The organism is Gordonia sesuvii (assembly GCF_036350415.1).
GTDB classification, from domain to species: domain Bacteria; phylum Actinomycetota; class Actinomycetes; order Mycobacteriales; family Mycobacteriaceae; genus Gordonia; species Gordonia sesuvii.
Genome location: NZ_JAZDUF010000004.1, coordinates 544,736 through 563,093, shown reverse-complemented (window position 1 = coordinate 563,093; position 18,358 = coordinate 544,736). Strand labels below are relative to the sequence as shown.

The window sequence follows — 18,358 nt, the reverse complement described above, 5'->3', positions numbered from 1 at the left end:
ATGATCGTCACCTGCCCTTATCCCTAGACGTGAGGAGCCGCGAGTGTGTCAGTCACCGACCTGAGCACGGTGCAGTTGCCGGCGGCCGCTCGTGCATGGGTGGCCAGCGCTGACCCGGCGACCGCCATTGTTGAGCATCGAGTGACTGTCGCGCGCCAATGGTGGGTGACTGAGTTGGCTGCGCACGGTTTCGGCGATGCGATCCTGAGCGACTCACTGACTCGCGGGGATGTGTTCTCGCTCGCAGGTCATGCGCTTAAGTCCCCCGAGGCGGCGTTGGTGCTGCTGTGGAATGCCCTGGCGTGGGGTAGCGGAACGAAGAACCGCAACAACAGAACCCGTGTGACGTCCATCGCCGCCGATCCACACGCCGCAGGTGAACTACTTCAAGAGGCAATGCGGTTGAGTCGGACCGATCCCGAATCCGCATACGAGATGCTCTATCCGCGAAACGTCCCCGCGATTCGTGGCCTTGGTCCCGCCTTCTTTACCAAAGTCCTGTACTTCGCCGGAGGGGGTGCACCCGACCACCCCTGCCTGATCCTCGACGAGCGCGTTGCTCGCTCCTTGCGAGCGGCGGGCTGGCAGTCACTTCCCATCAAGAACTGGCTGCCCTCGGCATATCGTCGCTACGTCGATCTGGTTGACCGGTGGAGCCGCGAGTACGACATCCCACGTCCCGACCTCATCGAACGATGGCTGTTCGATGAGGCCGGTCGAGAGTCCGGACAGATCGAGCCGATAAGCAGAGAGTGAAGGAAGCAACACTGATGGAGTCTGTATTGCCGTGGGTCACTGCCATTGGCGCCGGTGTGACAGCGCGGGCGACCGTGGGGCTCGCTCTTGTCGCCGCGGCGACTCTCGGCGGCGCGCAGACGCAGTTACAACTGCTGCGTGAGCAGGCGGTGCGCGAAGGCCGCCCCTACGTCGTTGCGGAGGTTGTCCCTGGACTCCACGGCGCCGGCTTCACCGATCTGGTTGTCGCGAACACTGGGCGAACGATCGCTCACGACGTGACTGTTGACGTTGGACCGCTGACGAAACGCAACGGCGATGATCACATCAGCGATGCGCTGCACCGATATCTGTCGACACCCCGCACGCTGGCCCCAGGAGCTCGTCACCGGGTCATGTGGCGCATGGAGCCACACAGCCGAATGAGCGAAGCCGGACCGGAGCAGACCGTGCAGGCGTGATCGGAACAGTCTCGTATCGAGACGACGAGAAGCGCACGTACAAAGAAAGCTACGAGCTGTCGGTCGACACGATTATCGATGCGATGCCAGTCCCGACCGAGGGGCCGAAGGTCACCAGCAATTCGCGGACGAGTACAGATACAGACCTAGCGAACATCGACCGCGCTATCCGCACCCTCAACCAGCATGTTGGCGAGCTACGGCGATAGCAGCGCCCAGCTTGCCGCAACCGACCATCTCCCCTCGTGGAACGACCATGGTTGGCATCGAGGCGCTCGCAGCGCGGCGATGTCACTGTCATGACTCAGCCTGTCGTGCCGTACTGCTCGATGATGTTCACCTCGACTTCCGGGGCGGTCATGCTTCCACCCATGGTGGTGTCGTAGGTGACTGAGCCGGTGATCTCGACCCACATTGTCACGAGGTCGTCTTCGACGATCTCCGAGAACGAGGCGAGTCCGGCATTGGCAACGGTGTTGACGTCCATGTCGTACCACTCGACCTGCTGGCCATCGGTCTGCACACGGATCGCGCTCGAGCCCATCGCGGAGTCAGCCTGCACGACGTAGCCGTAGACAACGTACTTTTCGCCGATGTGTGCATCCGGGTTCTTCACGACCAGCTGCCAGGTGCGCGAATCAGTCTGCTGATAGCTCGACTTGTCGAGTTGCGCTGCCCGCTGCTGGGATTCACGGGAGGCCTCGGCTTCCAAGGCCGCTGAGTTCGCCCGTTCCTGTGCCTCTTGCTCGGCCGGCGAGAGCGTCTCAACGGGGACCAGTGTCGTCCCGGTGCTCGACGTGTCCGCTGAGTCGTCCTCGGACTCGTCACCGACGACTGACCCGACCACACCGATCACCACCAAGATGGCCAGGACGCCGAGCAACCACTTCCAGTTGTTCGACTTCTTGGTCTCCACTCGGCGGGTCTGTGCGGTCCACTGATGTCCGTCCCAGTAGCGGATGGTCTTCGGAACTTGCGGGTCCGGATACCATCCGGGCGGGTGGGGCTGCGTCATCGGGCCTTGCGCTCCTGTTCACAGAATCAATGCATGTGACTATCTCGCATGAGCTATTACCCGTTACCACCAGATCCGTCTGTAGCCCGAACGTTCTAGTGGCAGGACGGCCGCCATCGGTTCTGAACCGGCGTGGTCACCGAGGCTGTCTCTGGACTGGTCGTATACGACTTGCTCGACGCTGCCCGCTTGGTCGCGGCCACACCGCGTGTTGCGGTGCGGGTGGACTTCTTCCGGGTGCGTGTTGGTGGCGGCGACGGCGCCGGCGCCTCGAACAGGGCGGGTCCGCTCACGCGGTACTCGTTGCGGACTCGGTCGGCGCTGAATGTGGTGGTGGGTGAGGTGCTCCTCGACGACGACACCCTCGCGACATGGCAGCGCGACCCGGTGCTCTCGGTGCTGGGCTCGTTGTGGCAGCTGATGGGTCCAGACCGCGTCGCTGCCATCAGCACGGAGCATCGGGGTGTATGTCGGGCACCTCCGGACGACCGGTAGGTTCAGGGTCTATGTACGTGAGCGAACTGGGTGAACAATGGCGCCGCTCCCGCCTCCGCCCGGAAGTCGTCCACCTCGACTCCGCGGCCGCCGGCCGATCGTCCAACGCCGTCATCGGGACGATCTCGGCACACCTGTGGCGGGAGACCGAACGCGGGTCGTACATCGCGGCCGAGGATCGCGTCGAGGAGATCGCCCGCGACAAGCGGGATCTCGCCTCCCTCATCGGCCACACCGCCGACGAACTCGCGTTCCGGGAGAGTGCCCGCGCCGCACTGCGCGCACTGCTCACCTACTGGAATCTGCCGATCTCCACCACCGTGTGGGTGGCCAAGAACGAGTTCGGCCCCAACCTCGTCGAGTTCGAACGCCGCGGCTTCGCCGTGCGTCCCCTGCCCGACGCCGACATCGCCGGCCACGTCGACACCGACGCGCTCGAGAACATGCTGCAGTTCGAGCAACCGGACTTCATCCACATCTGCCACATCGGCGCGATGTCAGGAATCGTCCAGCCCGTCACCCGGATCGTGGAGATCGCGCACGCCGCGGGGGTTCCCGTCGTCGTCGACATGGCGCAGACCGCCGGGCACACCCCGACGGTGACCGGCGCCGACGTCGTCTACGGCACCAGCCGCAAGTGGCTGGCGGGTCCACGCGGGGTCGGGTTCGTCGCGGTCCGCAAGGATGCGCTGCGGCCGGTGGAGATCGAGAGTTCGGAGGCGTTCGTCGCCGGCCGCCTCGGACTCGGCATGGCGGTGTCGGAGGTGCTGGGCATCGGCCAGCAACGTGTCTTCCGGGAGCTCGCACTGATCGGTCGAGCCACCCGCGAACGCCTCGACGGCATCGGCAGCTGGGAGGTTCTCGAACCCGTCGACGAGCCGTCGGCGATCACCACCCTGGCCCCGCCGCCGGGCTGGCAGCCATCCGACGTCGCGGCCGCCCGCGCGAAGCTGCTCTCCCTCGGCATCCTGGTGACCTGCGCCGACTCGTGGCGTGCACCGTTGACCACCGAGCAGTCGCTGCTCCGGGTCAGCCCGCACCTCGACGTCGAGCGCGAAGACCTCGACAAACTCGCCGACGCGCTGCGGACGATGGGCTACTGACCTGCGCAGGAGTGACCGGCAGCTCCGTCGGAGACGGGATCAGTGAGCGCCGAACTTCTCCACGATCTCGGTGACGGCCTGCCGCGCCCGGTCCGCGTCGTCGCGGACCAGACCGATCCGCGTCCGCCGGTCGAGCACGTCGTCGACGCACAGCGCACCCTCGTGGGTGACCGCGAACTCCACCTCCGCGCGGGTGACGTCGAGGTCGTCGGCGATCGGTTCCAGCGGCCGGTCCACCATCGCCGACGACATGACCTTGGCCGCTTCCGACCCGAACCGGCTCACCATCGACGACGGCAATCCCGCTCGACGGCCCTTCCCCGTCGCGCCGATCAGCGGGGTGCTGGTGGTGATGCACGAGCCCGCCTCGAGTCCGCCCGCACGCACCGCGGCGTCGACGGCGTCCTCGGCCATCCGCCGGTAGGTTGTCAGCTTGCCGCCGAGGACACCGACGAGGGTCCCGTCGTTCACCTGAATCCGGTGCCGTCGCGACAGATCGGCGAGACTGCCTGAATCCGTTGCGTTCTCGTCGTCGGAGTCCACGAGCGGTCGCAGACCGGCGAAGGTGCCGATGATGTCGTCGCGTGTCAAGGGCCGGTCGAGGGCCACGTTGATCGCATCGAGCAGGTATTCCACTTCGTCGTCGGACGCCTGCGGGACATCCGGGATCGGCCCGGGCGCGTCCACATCGGTGAGACCGACGAACACCCGTCCGAGTGGTTCCGGAAGCGCAAACACGAAGCGCGACAACGACCCGGCCACCGGCACGGTGAGCGCACCGGCCGGATTGCCGAAACGCTCGGCGTCGAAGATCAGGTGGGTGCCACGGCTCGGCCGGACACGCAGTGTCTGGTCGACGTCGCCGGCCCACACACCCGTCGCATTGACGACGGTCCGGGCGGACACCGTCAGCGTCTCCCCCGTGCAGCTGTCGGTGAGTCGCGCTCCGGTGCCGGTCACCTGATCGGCGCGGGTGTAGGTGCAGATCGACGCGCCGAACGCCGCAGCGGTCCGCGCGACCGCGACGACGAGACGGGCATCGTCGACGAGTTGTCCGTCGGAATGCGCGAAGGCTCCGCGAAGACCGCGCCGCGACGTCTGCGGGCACAACGCCAAAGTCTCGTCGACCGAGAGCCGGCGGGGACCCGGCAGCACGTCGGTTGGGGTGCGCGCGGCGCGGCGCAGAACGTCGCCGGCGCGGAGACCCGTGCGGATCAACGCGGTGGTGGCCCGCGATCCGTGATCCGGCACCACCTGCGACAGCGGCCGGATCAGGTGCGGGGCAATGGTCGTCATGAGATGGTGTCGCTCGACCGCGCTCTCATAGGCGATCGGGAACCGGCCACCGGCCAGGTACCGCAGACCGCCGTGCACCAGTTTGCTGCTCCACCGCGACGTACCGAACGCCAGGTCATGCGACTCCACCAGCGCGACACGCAAACCCCGCGTCGCCGCGTCGAGCGCCACCCCGGCACCGGTGATCCCGCCGCCGATGACCAGCATGTCGAGCGGGCGCTCCTGCTCCGCGAGGTCGGCGAGCCACCGCCGACGATGGGCGGCGTCGATGACGGTCATCCGGGAATCGACGGCAGGTCGCCGTCCGGCCGACGCAGATACGACGACAACGCGTAGTGCAGTTCCCGGCTCCAGTCGTCTCCGAGGATCGACTCGACCAGGGCGCGCGACTGGATGGACGTCTGCGTGATCAGCAGCACCATCGCCGCCAGCTTCTCCGGCTCGCCGTCGCGGACCTGCCCGCGGCGCTGGCCGTGCGCGATCGCGTCGGCGAGGATCGCCAGGACACCCTGCTGACTGGTGCCGAGGCGGTCGAAGACGTACGGCGTCATGAACTCGCGCTGGGAGCGCCACAACGCCGCGACCAGTTCGTCGTCGCGCAGGGCCGCGGCCACCCGGACCACCAGATCCACGGTCGCGTCGAACTCGGCGGTCCGCAGCGGGGTGACGTCGGTGACCGCGGTGACAATGCCCATGACCTCGCGGGTGAGCAGTGCGCGGGTGATCTCCGACATGTCCGGCCAGCGCCGATACACGGTGGGCCGGCTGACTCCTGCCTCGCGGGCGACCTCGGCCAGGGTCACCTTGCGCCCGCCACTACGGATCAGGCAGGCGCGGGCCGCGTCCAATACCTGATCACCGATGTCCGCTTTACAGATTGACATGATGTGTAACATCGTAACCTATGGCAGCCCCGCCCCCCGACCGTCACGCGGATAGCGTGCGGGTCAGCCATGTCACCGTGCTGGCCAATCCGCACGCGCGGCATGGCGCGGGACGGTCCATCGCGGACACGGCCGTCGCCGAATTCGCGGCTCGCGGGGTGCAGGCCACGGTCGTGATCGGCCGGGATGCGCAGGACGCCGCCGAGCAGGCCGGCAAAGAGGCCCGCGGTGACTGCGACGGGATCGTCGTGGTCGGCGGGGACGGCACCATACGGCTCGCGATCGAGGCGACCTTCGGTACAGGCAAACCGCTCGGGATCATACCGGCCGGTTCCGGCAATGACGTGGCCCGCAATCTGGACATCCCGCGCGACGACGTCGCCGCCGCGGTCGAGGTGATCGTCGCGGGTTGCACGCGGTCGGTCGACCTCGGCCGGGTCACGTTCCCGGACGGACAGTGTGCGCTGTTCTCCACGGTCGCCGCGACCGGTTTCGACGCGTCGGTGACCGCCCGCGCGGTCGAGATGTCGTGGCCCAACGGTCAGGCGCGCTACACGCTCGCCGCCCTGCGCGAACTTATCGGGCTGCGGTCGCGGCACTACGAGATCCGCGTGGACGACCTCGAGGTCGACGACGACCTGGTGTTCGCGGCCATCGGCAACACCACCTCCTACGGCGGCGGCATGCAGATCACCCCGGCCGCGTCGATGACCGACGGTCTGATGGACCTCACCCTGGGCCGCCGACCCTCACGACTTGCCCGGCTGACCGTCGCCCGCGTGTTCCCCAAGGTGTTCAGCGGCCGCCACGTCGATCATCCGATGGTCCGCACGATGCGCGGCAAGGAGATCGAACTCTATTGCGACCCACCGGCTCTCGTGTCCATCGACGGCGACGTCGTGGGCGAGTTGCCGGCGGTGTTCGAGGTGACGCCCGGCGCGGCGACGTTCTTCGCGCCCACCCCCGGCCGCTGAGGAGCGAGCTTGCGAGCGGCACCGCCCTGAGTAGCGAGCTTGCGAGCGTATCGAAGGGTCACGAAGGGCCCTCACGTGGGCGGCCCTTCGTGACACCCCTCCGCAAGCTCCGGGGTTCCTCAGGGACCAGGTTGGGGGCCTACTGTTGCGCCCACCACTCGCGCAGCGCCTCCTCGGCTTCGTCCCGCGACAAAGGGCCCCGGTCGAGACGCAACTCCTTGAGATAGCGCCATGCCTGGCCGACCTTCGGTCCCGGCGGCAGATCGAGGAGCTCCATGATCGCGTTGCCGTCGAGATCGGGTCGGACCCGTTCGAGATCCTCGGCGGCCTGCAGATCCGCGATCCGGTGCTCGAGGTGGTCGTAGTTCTCCTGCAGCCGACGGGCGCGGCGGCGGTTACGGGTGGTGCAGTCCGCGCGCACCAACTTGTGCAGCCGATCGAGCAGTGGCCCGGCGTCAGTGACGTACCGCCGGACCGCGGAATCGGTCCAGGCACCGTCGCCGTACCCGTGGAACCGCAGATGCAGGAACACCAACTGCGACACGTCGTCGACGACCGCCTTGGGATACTTCAGGGCCCGCATCCGCCGACGCACCATCTTGGCGCCGACGACCTCATGGTGATGGAAGCTGACGCCGCCGCCGGGCTCGTGCCGTCGGGTCGCCGGTTTGCCGATGTCGTGCAGCAGCGCCGCCCACCGCAGCACCAGGTCGGGATCGCCGTCCTCGAGATCGACCGCCTGCCGCAGCACCGTCAGCGAGTGCTGATACACGTCCTTGTGCTGATGGTGTTCGTCGATGGTCAGCTTCATCCCGGGCACCTCGGGCAGGACGCGCTCGGCGAGACCGGTGTCGACCATGACGTCGATCGCCTCGAGGGGATGCTCCCCGAGGATCATCTTGTCGAGTTCGGCGCGCACCCGTTCGGCGGTGATCCGATCGATCTGTTCGGACATCGCGGTGATGGCATCGAACACGCGGGGCGCCACCCGGAAGCCGAGCTGGGATACGAACCGGACGGCCCGCAGCATCCGCAGCGGGTCGTCGTTGAACGACTCCTGCGGGGTGGCGGGGGTGTCGATCACGCCGGCGAGCAGCGCGGTGAGCCCGTCGAGCGGATCGATGAAGTCGGCGGCGCCGTCCGGGCCGATCCGAACCGCCATCGCGTTGATGGTGAAGTCCCGACGCACCAGGTCGTCGTCGAGGGAGTCGCCGAACACCACCTCGGGGTTGCGGCCGACCCGGTCGTAGGAGTCGGCCCGGAACGTGGTGATCTCGACGGTCGCGTCGCCTTTTCGGGCGCTGACCGTGCCGAACGCGATTCCGGTGTCCCACTGCGCGTCGGCCCAGGAGGCCATCAGCGCGGTGACCTGATCGGGTCGGGCGTCGGTGGTGAAGTCGAGATCGCCGCCGAGCCGGCCGAGCACCGCGTCCCGCACCGATCCGCCGACCAGATACAGCTCGTGGCCGGCCTCGGCGAACACCGCTCCGAGCGAACCGAGCACGTCGGACAGACCACGCAGGGTCACCGCCGCGCCGGCCAGCAGGCGGGTACGGCGTTCCGGGTCGGTCACGGCAAGTCAGCCTACCGTCGCGGCATCCTCACCCCGCAATCCTGGTGAAACGGCGCACACACCGACGACCATCCGCACCGACACCACCGCCGCAGCGCGGCCCATCCAGGCAAACGGCAGGTGGCCAACGGCTAGCATCGGAAACGTGTCCGCCGACCCCTCCACCGACCCCTCTGACGTCTCCGCCGACGTCACGGCGGGTGCGCGCGGTCCGAGGGATCCCGAGCGGAACCAGGCGCAACAGGATTCCGAGCGGGTGTCGAACCCTTCTTCCCGGCGGCAGGTGACACCGGGCGACCTGGCGCGCGCGAACTCACGCGGCACCGCGACGGCCACCGATGACCCGAGTGGGACGGGTCGTCGCGGGCGGCGGGGCCGCCGTCGCCGGGGACGCCGACCGCCGCATTCCAACAGCACCGAGACCCCGCACGACGAGGGCAAGTCCGCCGACCGCGCTGACGGCCCCAATCCCGGCCAGATGCCGAAGCGGGCGGGCGGCGGTGGACACGTCGAGGAGGAGCTGCATCCGACCCACACCCGGGTGTCGCCGCCCAAGCCGTCCGACCTCGTCGCGGTCACCGCGAAGATCACGAAGACCGGTCTGACCCACACCGTCAGCGCCGACGCGACCACGTCGGCGACGAAGTCGAAGAACCGCCGCCGCAACGGCAAGGGCGTCAACGGCGGCCAGGAACGCCTGCGCACCGTCCGCGAGACGTCGGCGGGTGGCCTCGTCATCTCCGATCTCGATCTCCCGGCCGCCGAACTGTGCGCCGCCCTGATCGGCCGGATGGACCGGCGGGGACGGATGATGTGGTCACTGCCCAAGGGCCACATCGAGACCGGCGAGACGGCCGAACAGACCGCGATCCGCGAGGTGGCCGAGGAGACCGGCATCCGCGGCACCGTCGTGGCACCGCTCGGCAAGATCGACTACTGGTTCGTCAGCGAGGGCAAACGCATCCACAAGACGGTGCACCACTATCTCCTGCGCAGCATCGGTGGCGAGCTGTCGGACGCCGACTACGAGGTCAGCGAGGTGGCGTGGGTGCCGCTCGACGAGTTGCCCCGAAAGCTCACGTACTCTGACGAGCGGCGACTGGCCCGGATGGCCCGCGGCGTCATCGCCGACCTCGCCGCCGACCCCAATCGGTTGGCCCAATCCGAGGCCGAGAGCATTCGCACCGAACCCAACGCCTATGAGAGAGCCGCAGCCGCACGCAATCAGCGCCGCAACGAACCGTTGCCCCCGGCGCGGTCGCGTCGGCGTCGGCGGCGGTCGCGCCGTCCGCCGGCCGGCGATGCCTGACCCGCGGCGCGTCCGCCTCTGGTCTCGTCTGCGTCGCTCGGCACCCACCTGGGTGGCGATCCTCGCCGTCGTCGGCCTGTGCGCACTGGCCGGGAATCCGGCCGCCGGGCTCGCGGACGCCGCGCCGGTGTCCGACGACGTCGGCGACGACTCGGAGGGCTTCCTGCGCCTGTCGATCGACGAGATCACCCCGTCGATCGTCACCAGCAGCGGTGGCGCCGACGTCACCGTGACCGGGCGATTGGAGAACATCGGCGACCGGATGCTGCAGAACCTGTCTATCCGCGTCGAACGGGGCGAGGCGATCGACGACGCGGCCGGGTTGCGCAGCAGCCTCGCGGTGCGGCCGGTGCCGGTCAGCGCGGCCACCGCGTTCCGGCCGCTGGCCGACGAACTCGGCCCCGGTGACACCGACACGTTCAGCTTCACCACCCGTCTGTCGGCCGTAGACGGCCTGAACATCCAGCGCACCGGCGTCTTCCCGATCAACGTCAACGTCAACGGTCTCCCCGACTACGGCAACCCGGCCAAGCTCGCGCAGTCCCGCACCCTGCTGCCGGTGCTGTCACTGCCGCCCGACCCGACCCGCGCCGAGCAGTACGTCGATCCGAGCACCGACGTCGACGGCGCAAACATCGACAACGATCTCGGCGCCGACGGATCGGTGTCCGCGGACCTGTCGAGTCCGGCACAGCTGACCATGTTGTGGCCGTTGGCCGCTCCGCCGCAGCTCACCCCGGGTGTGCTCGGCGGCAACACCGAACCGGTCCGTCTGGTCGGCGAGGATCTCGCCCGGTCCCTGTCTGCCGGCGGCCGGCTCAACACCCTGCTGGCGGCCGCGGCATCGGTGGCCGGCGAGCCCACCGACGGCGACGACGACACAGGCGACGACGGGGCAGGCGACGACCCCGGTGCATCGGAGACGGCGCCGGCGAGTCCCCCGGCATCGTCGCCGACCGAGTCGGCATCCCCCTCCCCCGGTTCCGCGCCCTCCTCCGGCTCCGCAGTGCCCACGCCGGACGAAGCCGCGCCCGCCGCCGGCCAACAGTCCCGGCTCGCCCAGAGCATGTGCCTGGCCGTCGATCCCGACCTGCTGGTGACGGTGCGCGCGATGTCACTGGGCTACGTCGTCTCCGACGACCCACTGGACCCGACGTCGCCGACCACACCGGGCACCGGTCAGCCGGCCGCCCTGCAGTGGCTGACCGAGCTGCGTGAGCTGGCCGCCGGGATGTGTGTGGTGGCCCTGCCGTTCGCCCAGGCCGACCTGACGTCGCTGTCCCGCGTCGGTGACAGCGGGCTGACCGCGGCCGCGCTATCCAGCCCCGCCGACATCGTCGACGCGGTGCTCGGTGTGCGCAGCGTGCGCGGTCTGGCCGTGCCCGCGCTCGGCACCGTTGACGCCACGGGTGCCGAGGTCCTCCAGGACGCGTCGGTGGGCAAGGCGGTCACCTCCACCAGCAGCGTCGAAGCCGAACGCCCGAACGCCGCGGGCGGCTACCAGGTCGGCGACCTCACGGTGCAGACCACGGAGGCACCCGTCACCGCGGCGCTCGCAGCCCTCGGAGCCAACCCGCAGACCACTCCCCTGACCCCCGCCGACGAAGAGGTGTCGTTCGTCGGAGAGTCTGACGCGGCCCGCCGGCAGAGCGCGGTCGCCGCCCTCGCCTACCCGGCGATCGACGCGCCCGGCGACACCACCCCCAGCAGCAACGGCAACAACAACGGCGACGCCACCGCGGGACGCGGCGAGTTCGTGGTGCCGCCGACCTACTGGGCGCCGTCGGCCGACGACACGAACGCCCTGTTCACCACCGCGACGCTGCTGCTCGAATCGGGTGCGGCCACGCCCGCTCCGCTGGCCGACGTCGTCACCCGGCTCGACGAGACCACCACCCCCGCCCGGCTCGTGCGGCCATCCGGCATCGGTCCGCTCTCCGCGCTCGGCATGTCCGTCACCGATCCGGTCGCCGCCGAGATCGAAGAACACGCCGCGCTGTCCTTCCAGCTGCAGGCATCGCTGATGAGCTCCGCCGACGTCGCCGCGACCCCGGAACGGTATGTGGCGCCGCTTCGTGAGGACATGCTGCGCGCGATCCGCACACCCGACACCACCTCCCCCGCCCTGCGCGCCGAGTTGCGTGGTCAGCGCGCGGCCCGGCTCACCGCGGTGGACGCCACGCTGCAACGGATGCGCAATGCGGTCACCATCCTCGATCCGGGCGGCCGCTACACCCTGGCGTCGGAACGCAGCCCGCTGCTGCTCGTGGTCCGCAACGACCTGTCCCTGCCGATCCGGGTACGGATCGACGTCGACGCGCCACCCGAGCTCGACGTCGGCGACCTCGGGGTCATCGAGATCCCGGCGCGCGGCACCCGCCAGATCCAATTGCCCACCCGCGCGGAGACATCGGAGGAGGCGATCACCGTGACGATCGGGCTGACCACATCCAGCGGCATCTCCGTCGGTTCGCCGATCCGGTTGTCGGTGAATGCCAACGCCTACGGCAAGCCGCTGTTCTGGGTGACGATCGCTGCCGGTGTCGCCCTGGTCCTGCTGGTCGCGCGCAGGCTGTGGCATCGTTTCCGCGGCGAGCCGGATCCCGCCGACCAGGACCGGCCCGATCCCGACGAACACGACCGGCTGCTCGCCCGCGCCACGTATCAGGAGCGGCGGCGCAACCTGGAGGCCGAGAACATCCCGTACGACGACCCCGACCCACTCGACGCCGGCAGCGGTGTCGACGCCGGGACCGAGGACCAGGAACCCACGACGACGAGCACGAGCGACGGGGACCGGCGATGAACCGGCCGGGTCCTCCGCCGCCGCGCCGCGCCCAGCCCCGCCGGATCCCGGCGGGCGGGATGCCGCCGGGGCGGACGCAACCGGGTTCGCCGGCGCGGCCTGATGGCCGCGGACCTGATCCCCGCAGACCTGATCCCCGCGGGGGCACCGACCTCGACGACTCGCCCACCGGCCTCGAGCGCGACTCCGACGCCAGCATCCTCAAGACCAGCGGTTCCATCGCGCTCGCAACGCTGACCAGCCGCATCACCGGCTTCATCCGCACCGTCCTGGTGCTGGCGATGCTCGGTCCGGCGATCGCGTCGGCGTTCCAGGCCGCCTACGTGCTGCCCAGCATGATCGCCGAGGTGGTTCTCGGGGCGGTGCTCACCGCCATCGTGATCCCGGTGCTGGCGCGCGCCGAGGCCGAGGACGCCGACGGCGGCAAGTCGTTCATCAACCGCATCTTCACCCTGTCGGTGGCCACACTCGGCGTCGCGACCATCATCGCGCTGATCGCGGCGCCCCTGCTCACCTTCCTCAACGTCGGCGACGGCGACGTCAACCGCGACCTCACGACCGCGCTGGCCTACCTACTGCTGCCGGAGATCCTCTTCTACGGCCTGTCGGCCCTGTTCATGGCGATCCTGAACATGAAGGGCTTCTTCAAACCCGGTGCCTGGGCGCCGGTGCTCAACAACATCATCCAGATCGCCACCCTGGTGCTGTACGCGATCATGCCCGGAGAGATCACCCTCAACCCGGTGCGTATGACCGACCCGCAGCTGCTCGTGCTCGGTATCGGCACCACCCTGGGTGTGGTGGTGCAGGCCGCGATCCTGCTGCCCTGGCTCAAGCGCGCGGGGGTGCGGCTGCGCTTCGAGTGGGGTCTCGACGCCCGACTGCGCCGCTTCGGCAACATGGCGCTGGCCATCGTCCTGTACGTGGCCATCCTGCAGGTCGGGATGGTCATCACCTACCGCATCGCCGCCCATGCGGATGCGTCCGGCATCAGTGTCTACGCCACCCACTGGCAGCTGCTGCAGCTGCCGTACGGCGTGCTCGGCGTGACGATCCTGACCGCGATCATGCCGCGACTGTCGCGCAACGCGACCGCCAACGACGACGACGCGGTGGTCGCGGACCTGTCGCTGGCCACCCGCCTGACAATGGTCGCGCTGGTCCCGATCGTCGCGTACATGACCTTCTTCGGACCCGCCATCGGCATCGCGGTGTTCAACTTCGGCCGATTCGACGCCGATACCGCCTCGCAGCTCGGTTCGGTGCTCGCGTGGGGCGCGTTCACCCTCATCCCGTACTCGATGACGCTGGTCCAGCTCCGGGTGTTCTACGCGCGCGAGGACGCCTGGACCCCGACCGCGATGGTCCTGGGCATCACGGTGGTCAAGGTGGCCGCGTCGCTGCTGGGCCCGGTGCTGTTCTCCGACCCCGAACTCGTGGTGCGATGGCTGGCGCTGTCGAACGGTCTCGGCTACCTCGTCGGCGCCATCGTCGGCCACTTCCTGCTGCGCAAACGACTCGACGGCGCACGACTGACCGACGTGTCGCGCACCACGGTCGTCACCCTGGTCGTGTCGGTGGGCGTCACCGGCATCGTGTGGCTGGTCTCCGAGCTGTCCGGACTGCACCTGCTGAGCACCGACGTGGGCAAGATCGGGTCGCTGGTCTACCTGGGCCTGACCGCCGTCGTCGCACTCGGCGTCACCTACGCCGGCCTGGCCGCCGCCCGCCTCCCCGATGTCGTCTCGATCGGGACCACCGTGCGCCGCGTCCTGGGCAGATTCATCCCTGCCTTGGCGCCTCCTGAGACGCCGGTAAGAGAATCCACTCCAACGATCACGGTTGCGTTTCCGCAGACGTCCACCGACGAATCGCTCCCGTACTCTGGTCAAGTACAGGTGCTCCGGAGATTCGACCGGGGCACTGCCACATGGCAGTCGTACTCGGTTCACAGCGGTGGAGCCGCGCGCCTTCGCGATGGTGGCGAGATGCGGATCCACGCGCCCCGCGACATGCGCTATCGCAGGAGAGGAGTTCGGCGCGTGAGTGACAACGAGATCGGGACCACGCAGGACACCGAGATCATCCCGGACTCCCCGTCCGACAAGGGTGGTTCGGTCAGCGTCGACGATCGGTCCGTGCCGACGCAGTCGCAGACCCCGGCGTCGAAGGCCACTGACCAATCCGCCTCCGAGGCCACGTCGGCCGACGCCGAAAAGTCCGGTGCGGCAACGCAATCTGCGCAGACCGCACCACCGGCCTCCCCCACCGGCCCGGCGGGGTCGTCGACGCCCCGACCGCGCGGACCGCGCCTGGTACCGGGCGCCGCCGTCGCCGGCGGACGGTATCGCCTGCTCGAACATCACGGCGGGACCCGTGGACTGCAGTTCTGGCGCGCCCTCGACATCAACCTGGACCGTGAGGTGGCGCTGACCTTCGTCGACGCCGACCAGCTCGCCGCACCGCCGCGGCGTGGCGAGACGGCCAAGGTCACCGACGACGGACCCCAGGGAGTTCTGTCCCGAACCCTTCGCCTCGGACAGATCTCGTCGGCCGGGGTCGCACGCGTCCTCGACGTCGTGCGCGGCTCGTCCGGCGGCATCGTCGTCAGCGAGTGGGTGCCCGGGTCGTCGCTCACCGAGGTGGCCCGCTCTGAGCCCTCCCCGATCGGTGCGGCCCGCGCCGTACGTGCGCTGGCCGCGGCCGCCGAGGCCACGCACCGATCCGGTGGCGCGTTGTCCATCGATCACCCCGATCGCATCCGCATCAGCACCGACGGCAACGCGGTCCTCGCGTTCCCCGGCACCCTCGCGGGCGACGACAAGTCCACGGACGTCCGGGGACTCGGCGCGGTGCTCTACGCGTTGTTGATGGCCCGGTGGCCACTGGACGGACGGACCGGTTCCCGGCTGGTGACCACCGCCGACACCACCGAACCGGTGGGCGGGCTGCGGATCGCCGAACCCGGCGAGGACGGCAACCCGGTCGAACCGCGTGCGGTGCGCCCGGACACGCCGTTCGAGATCTCCGCGGTCGCCGCCCGCGCCCTGGACGGTCGTCGTGGCATCCGCACCGCGGGAACGGTGCAGCACGTGCTCGACCAGGCCACCGTGCTCGACCTCAACACCGACATGTTGCCGGTGATCGAGACCGGCGAGGCACCGATCGCGATGAGTCCCCCGGCGACGCGCACCTCATCGACCGAGTCCGAGCCGACCGGTCGGCGCAACACCGCGCTGATGGCCGGCGCGGGCCTGCTCGCGCTGTTCGTGATCATCGCCGTCGTGGTGTGGGCGACCAACATCTTCGGCGGCGACGACGGCTCGTCCGACATCGACTCCATCCTGCCGACGACTTCCGAGCCGGCCGCCCCGACCGAACAGAACCAGGGTGCGCCGCCACCCGCGGCACCGGCGCCGATCCCGCTGCGTGGAGTGAGCGTGCTCGACTTCTCCAGTCAGCCACCGGACAGTTCGGCCAATGTCGCGAACGTGATCAGCGGGACCGCTCCCCCGTGGAGCACCGCCACCTATCGGGGCTCACCGGATTTCGGCGGCCTGAAAGACGGACTCGGGTTGATGTTCGACGTCGGCGGTGAGCAGGCCGTCCGTACGGTGACGATCCGCACGCCCACACCCGGTTTCGCGGTGTCGCTGCGGACCGCGTCGTCGGCGCAACCCACCTTTGCCGACACGACCGAGGTGGCCACCGGTCAGGTGTCGCAACCGACCACCACCATCACCATCCCCGAACCCCAGGCGAGCCCGTTCCTGATGATCTGGCTGACGTCACTGCCCGCCTCCGGCGGAGGATTCCAGGCGCAGATCGGTCAGGTCTCGATGGCGGGCTGATCGCCCGCTGACCCCGCCGACGGAACCCTGTTTTTCGCCGACAGCACCCGATTTCGCGCCGACAGAACCCGGATCCGCACCCTCCGGCGCCCATCCGGGTGGTCCGAACACGAATCCGAGGCGCTGACGTAATCCCTTGGCGCCACGCACATCTCGTGCGATGGCTGCATACTCGTGGGTTTGCAGGTGCCAGATGTTGTAGGTGTCGACCGGAGTGGTCAGTCCGTAGGTCGGACGATGTTCCTCCGCGGCGAAGCTGCCGAAGATCCGATCCCAGATGATCAATGTGCCGCCGTAGTTGCGGTCCAGGTAGTCGCGGTCACTGCCGTGATGGACACGGTGGTGTGACGGCGTGTTGAAGACGAATTCGATGGGACGCCAGAGCCTGTCGATGTGTTCGGTGTGAATCCAGAACTGATACACCAGATTCAGCGAGTACGCGATGAAGACCAGCACGGGTGGCACGCCCAGCAGGGGGAGTGGCAGCCACATGAGGATCCCGGCGCTGTTGTTCCACTTCTGCCGGAGCGCGGTGGTGAAGTTGAAGTACTCGCTGGAGTGATGGGCCTGATGGGTGGCCCAGACCAGACGGACCCGGTGGGCCAAGCGGTGTTCCCAGTAGAACAGGAAGTCGAGTCCGACGATGGCGATGACCCATGTGTACCAGGCATCGGCGGGCAGTTGCCACGGTGCCACGTACGCGAAGATCGCTGCGTATGCCAAGAGTGCCAACGCTTTCCAGCCCGTGCTGGTTCCGATCGACACGATTCCCATCAGCAGACTCGCGCGTGAATCCCTCGGGTTGTAGGTGCCGGGATCTGCCGGAATCCGTTGTGCCCGTTGCGAAGGACGCTCTTGGTCGGTGTGGTCCAGGCGCCACGCGGCCCACCATTCGAGCCCGACCATCACGACGAAGAAGGGGATGGCGAGGACCGTCGGCTCACGCATCGCCTCCGGGAGGAGATCGATCATGGAGACTCCTGACTCGTGCCATTATCTGACATGCGCGCGTGTCAGATAACTGAATGTCTGACACGGTAGCGTGTCAGATGATCAGCTGTAAAGGGTGCCGACACGAGGAGCCGTCCTGATGAGCAGCGCCGAGGGTCGTCGCTACGGTGGCGCCGACGCCGACCAACGTCGTGACCGGCGACGCGCGGAGCTGATCGTGGCCGGCCTGGAACTGTTCGGCACGGAGGGCTTCGCCAACGTCTCGGTGAAGCGGATCTGTGACCACGCCGGGCTCACCCAGCGCTACTTCTACGAGTCCTTCCGCGACAGGTTCGCGCTGTTGGCGGCCGTCTACGACGACTGTGTGGCATTCGCCCGCGACGCCACGATCAGCGCCGGCGCCGAATTCGTCGCGGGCGACAGGGGAGAGGGGACCCGAGAGGCGGGCATCGCGGCGGACGACGCGGCAGCCGTCGCCCGGGCGACCCTCGGCGCCTTCGTGCGCACCCTGGCCGACAACCCGACGCGCGCCCGGGTGATGCTCGTCGAGGTCGTCGGCGTGAGTCCGGACATCGAGCGGCAACGACTGGCGGCGATCCACCGGTGGGCCGATCTCATCCTGTCTCTCGCGTTGGGGGAGCGGTCGGCCGATCGGTCGCAGCGGCTGACCGCGATCGGGCTCGTCGGGGCCGTCACCCAGCTCCTGGTCGATTGGTATACCAGCACGGCGGGGGAGTTCGCACCCGGCGATGTCACCGAGAGCGATCTGTTCGAGCTCGACGCGATTCTCGACGTCAGTGTCGACCTGTTCGTCGCGGCATACCGGAATCTTCTCGGGTGACGTCGATCCACAGGGTTGTCGGTGTCCCCAGATCTGTGGACAACGCGCAGGTCAATGGCACATC

General features: G+C 68.7%; 14 protein-coding genes. 9 read left to right on the top strand and 5 right to left on the bottom strand.

Annotation, left to right across the window (positions count from 1 at the left end; all coding sequences use genetic code 11):
- The first annotated feature begins 45 nt into the window (after window positions 1-45).
- Together VZC37_RS16420 and VZC37_RS16415 are read left to right on the top strand one after the other, a co-directional pair.
- Window positions 46-756 carry an 8-oxoguanine DNA glycosylase OGG fold protein gene (locus VZC37_RS16420; RefSeq protein ID WP_330433630.1) on the top strand — a complete coding sequence of 237 codons (711 nt, stop codon included), beginning with the start codon at window positions 46-48 and terminating at the stop codon, window positions 754-756.
- On the top strand, window positions 753-1,196 hold the full coding sequence (locus VZC37_RS16415) for a DUF8453 domain-containing protein (protein WP_330433629.1): 444 nt from the start codon (window positions 753-755) through the stop codon (window positions 1,194-1,196). Before VZC37_RS16420 ends, VZC37_RS16415 begins: the two co-directional genes overlap by 4 nt.
- Window positions 1,197-1,500: 304 nt before the next feature.
- On the opposite strand, the gene VZC37_RS16410 is transcribed toward VZC37_RS16415, so the two are convergent.
- A complete protein-coding gene (locus tag VZC37_RS16410; protein ID WP_330433628.1) occupies window positions 1,501-2,211 on the bottom strand; it encodes a DUF2510 domain-containing protein in 711 nt (236 codons plus the stop codon).
- A gap of 189 nt (window positions 2,212-2,400) precedes the next feature.
- Between VZC37_RS16410 and VZC37_RS16405 the strand changes: the two genes are divergently transcribed.
- Together VZC37_RS16405 and VZC37_RS16400 are read left to right on the top strand one after the other, a co-directional pair.
- Entirely contained in the window at window positions 2,401-2,706 is a 306-nt protein-coding gene (locus VZC37_RS16405) for a hypothetical protein (RefSeq protein WP_330433627.1), read from the top strand.
- Window positions 2,707-2,717: 11 nt separating this feature from the next.
- Window positions 2,718-3,809: an aminotransferase class V-fold PLP-dependent enzyme gene (locus VZC37_RS16400; protein WP_330433626.1), complete on the top strand. Its 1,092-nt coding sequence runs from the start codon at window positions 2,718-2,720 to the stop codon at window positions 3,807-3,809.
- 39 nt (window positions 3,810-3,848) lie between these two features.
- On the opposite strand, the gene VZC37_RS16395 is transcribed toward VZC37_RS16400, so the two are convergent.
- Both VZC37_RS16395 and VZC37_RS16390 read right to left on the bottom strand, forming a co-directional pair.
- Entirely contained in the window at window positions 3,849-5,384 is a 1,536-nt protein-coding gene (locus VZC37_RS16395; RefSeq protein WP_330433625.1) for a glycerol-3-phosphate dehydrogenase/oxidase, read from the bottom strand.
- Window positions 5,381-5,989 (bottom strand): TetR/AcrR family transcriptional regulator, encoded by a 609-nt coding sequence (locus tag VZC37_RS16390; RefSeq protein WP_330433624.1) that lies wholly within the window; start codon window positions 5,987-5,989, stop codon window positions 5,381-5,383. The genes VZC37_RS16395 and VZC37_RS16390 overlap by 4 nt, the downstream gene beginning before the upstream one ends.
- Before the next feature lie 20 nt (window positions 5,990-6,009).
- Between VZC37_RS16390 and VZC37_RS16385 the strand changes: the two genes are divergently transcribed.
- Window positions 6,010-6,963, top strand: coding sequence for a diacylglycerol/lipid kinase family protein (locus VZC37_RS16385; RefSeq protein ID WP_330433623.1), 954 nt, complete (start codon window positions 6,010-6,012; stop codon window positions 6,961-6,963).
- A 139-nt stretch (window positions 6,964-7,102) separates the two neighbouring features.
- On the opposite strand, the gene VZC37_RS16380 is transcribed toward VZC37_RS16385, so the two are convergent.
- The gene (locus VZC37_RS16380; RefSeq protein ID WP_330433622.1) at window positions 7,103-8,536 is read right to left on the bottom strand and encodes a CCA tRNA nucleotidyltransferase; all 1,434 of its coding nucleotides are present in this window, start codon (window positions 8,534-8,536) and stop codon (window positions 7,103-7,105) included.
- A gap of 145 nt (window positions 8,537-8,681) precedes the next feature.
- Between VZC37_RS16380 and VZC37_RS16375 the strand changes: the two genes are divergently transcribed.
- From VZC37_RS16375 to murJ, 3 genes are read left to right on the top strand one after another with little or no spacing between them, the layout of a single operon-like run.
- Window positions 8,682-9,845 carry an NUDIX hydrolase gene (locus VZC37_RS16375; protein WP_330433621.1) on the top strand — a complete coding sequence of 388 codons (1,164 nt, stop codon included), beginning with the start codon at window positions 8,682-8,684 and terminating at the stop codon, window positions 9,843-9,845.
- Window positions 9,838-12,651, top strand: a complete 2,814-nt coding sequence (locus VZC37_RS16370; RefSeq protein ID WP_330433620.1) for a hypothetical protein — start codon at window positions 9,838-9,840, stop codon at window positions 12,649-12,651. Before VZC37_RS16375 ends, VZC37_RS16370 begins: the two co-directional genes overlap by 8 nt.
- Window positions 12,648-16,502 carry a murein biosynthesis integral membrane protein MurJ gene (gene murJ / locus VZC37_RS16365; RefSeq protein WP_330433619.1) on the top strand — a complete coding sequence of 1,285 codons (3,855 nt, stop codon included), beginning with the start codon at window positions 12,648-12,650 and terminating at the stop codon, window positions 16,500-16,502. Before VZC37_RS16370 ends, murJ begins: the two co-directional genes overlap by 4 nt.
- Here the strand turns inward: murJ and VZC37_RS16360 are convergent.
- The gene (locus tag VZC37_RS16360) at window positions 16,440-17,474 is read right to left on the bottom strand and encodes a sterol desaturase family protein (protein ID WP_330433618.1); all 1,035 of its coding nucleotides are present in this window, start codon (window positions 17,472-17,474) and stop codon (window positions 16,440-16,442) included. The two genes, murJ and VZC37_RS16360, sit on opposite strands and share 63 nt — an antisense overlap.
- A 118-nt stretch (window positions 17,475-17,592) precedes the next feature.
- Between VZC37_RS16360 and VZC37_RS16355 the strand changes: the two genes are divergently transcribed.
- Window positions 17,593-18,294 carry a TetR/AcrR family transcriptional regulator gene (locus VZC37_RS16355; RefSeq protein ID WP_330433617.1) on the top strand — a complete coding sequence of 234 codons (702 nt, stop codon included), beginning with the start codon at window positions 17,593-17,595 and terminating at the stop codon, window positions 18,292-18,294.
- Window positions 18,295-18,358: the final 64 nt, after the last annotated feature.

Coding starts and splice junctions, on each gene's coding strand:
- VZC37_RS16370 (WP_330433620.1), top strand. CDS start 9,838: ATGCCTGACCCGCGGCGCGTCCGCCTCTGGTCTCGTCTGCGTCGCTCG.
- murJ (WP_330433619.1), top strand. CDS start 12,648: ATGAACCGGCCGGGTCCTCCGCCGCCGCGCCGCGCCCAGCCCCGCCGG.
- VZC37_RS16400 (WP_330433626.1), top strand. CDS start 2,718: ATGTACGTGAGCGAACTGGGTGAACAATGGCGCCGCTCCCGCCTCCGC.
- VZC37_RS16360 (WP_330433618.1), bottom strand. CDS start 17,474: ATGATCGATCTCCTCCCGGAGGCGATGCGTGAGCCGACGGTCCTCGCC.
- VZC37_RS16390 (WP_330433624.1), bottom strand. CDS start 5,989: ATGTCAATCTGTAAAGCGGACATCGGTGATCAGGTATTGGACGCGGCC.
- VZC37_RS16385 (WP_330433623.1), top strand. CDS start 6,010: ATGGCAGCCCCGCCCCCCGACCGTCACGCGGATAGCGTGCGGGTCAGC.
- VZC37_RS16355 (WP_330433617.1), top strand. CDS start 17,593: ATGAGCAGCGCCGAGGGTCGTCGCTACGGTGGCGCCGACGCCGACCAA.
- VZC37_RS16410 (WP_330433628.1), bottom strand. CDS start 2,211: ATGACGCAGCCCCACCCGCCCGGATGGTATCCGGACCCGCAAGTTCCG.
- VZC37_RS16395 (WP_330433625.1), bottom strand. CDS start 5,384: ATGACCGTCATCGACGCCGCCCATCGTCGGCGGTGGCTCGCCGACCTC.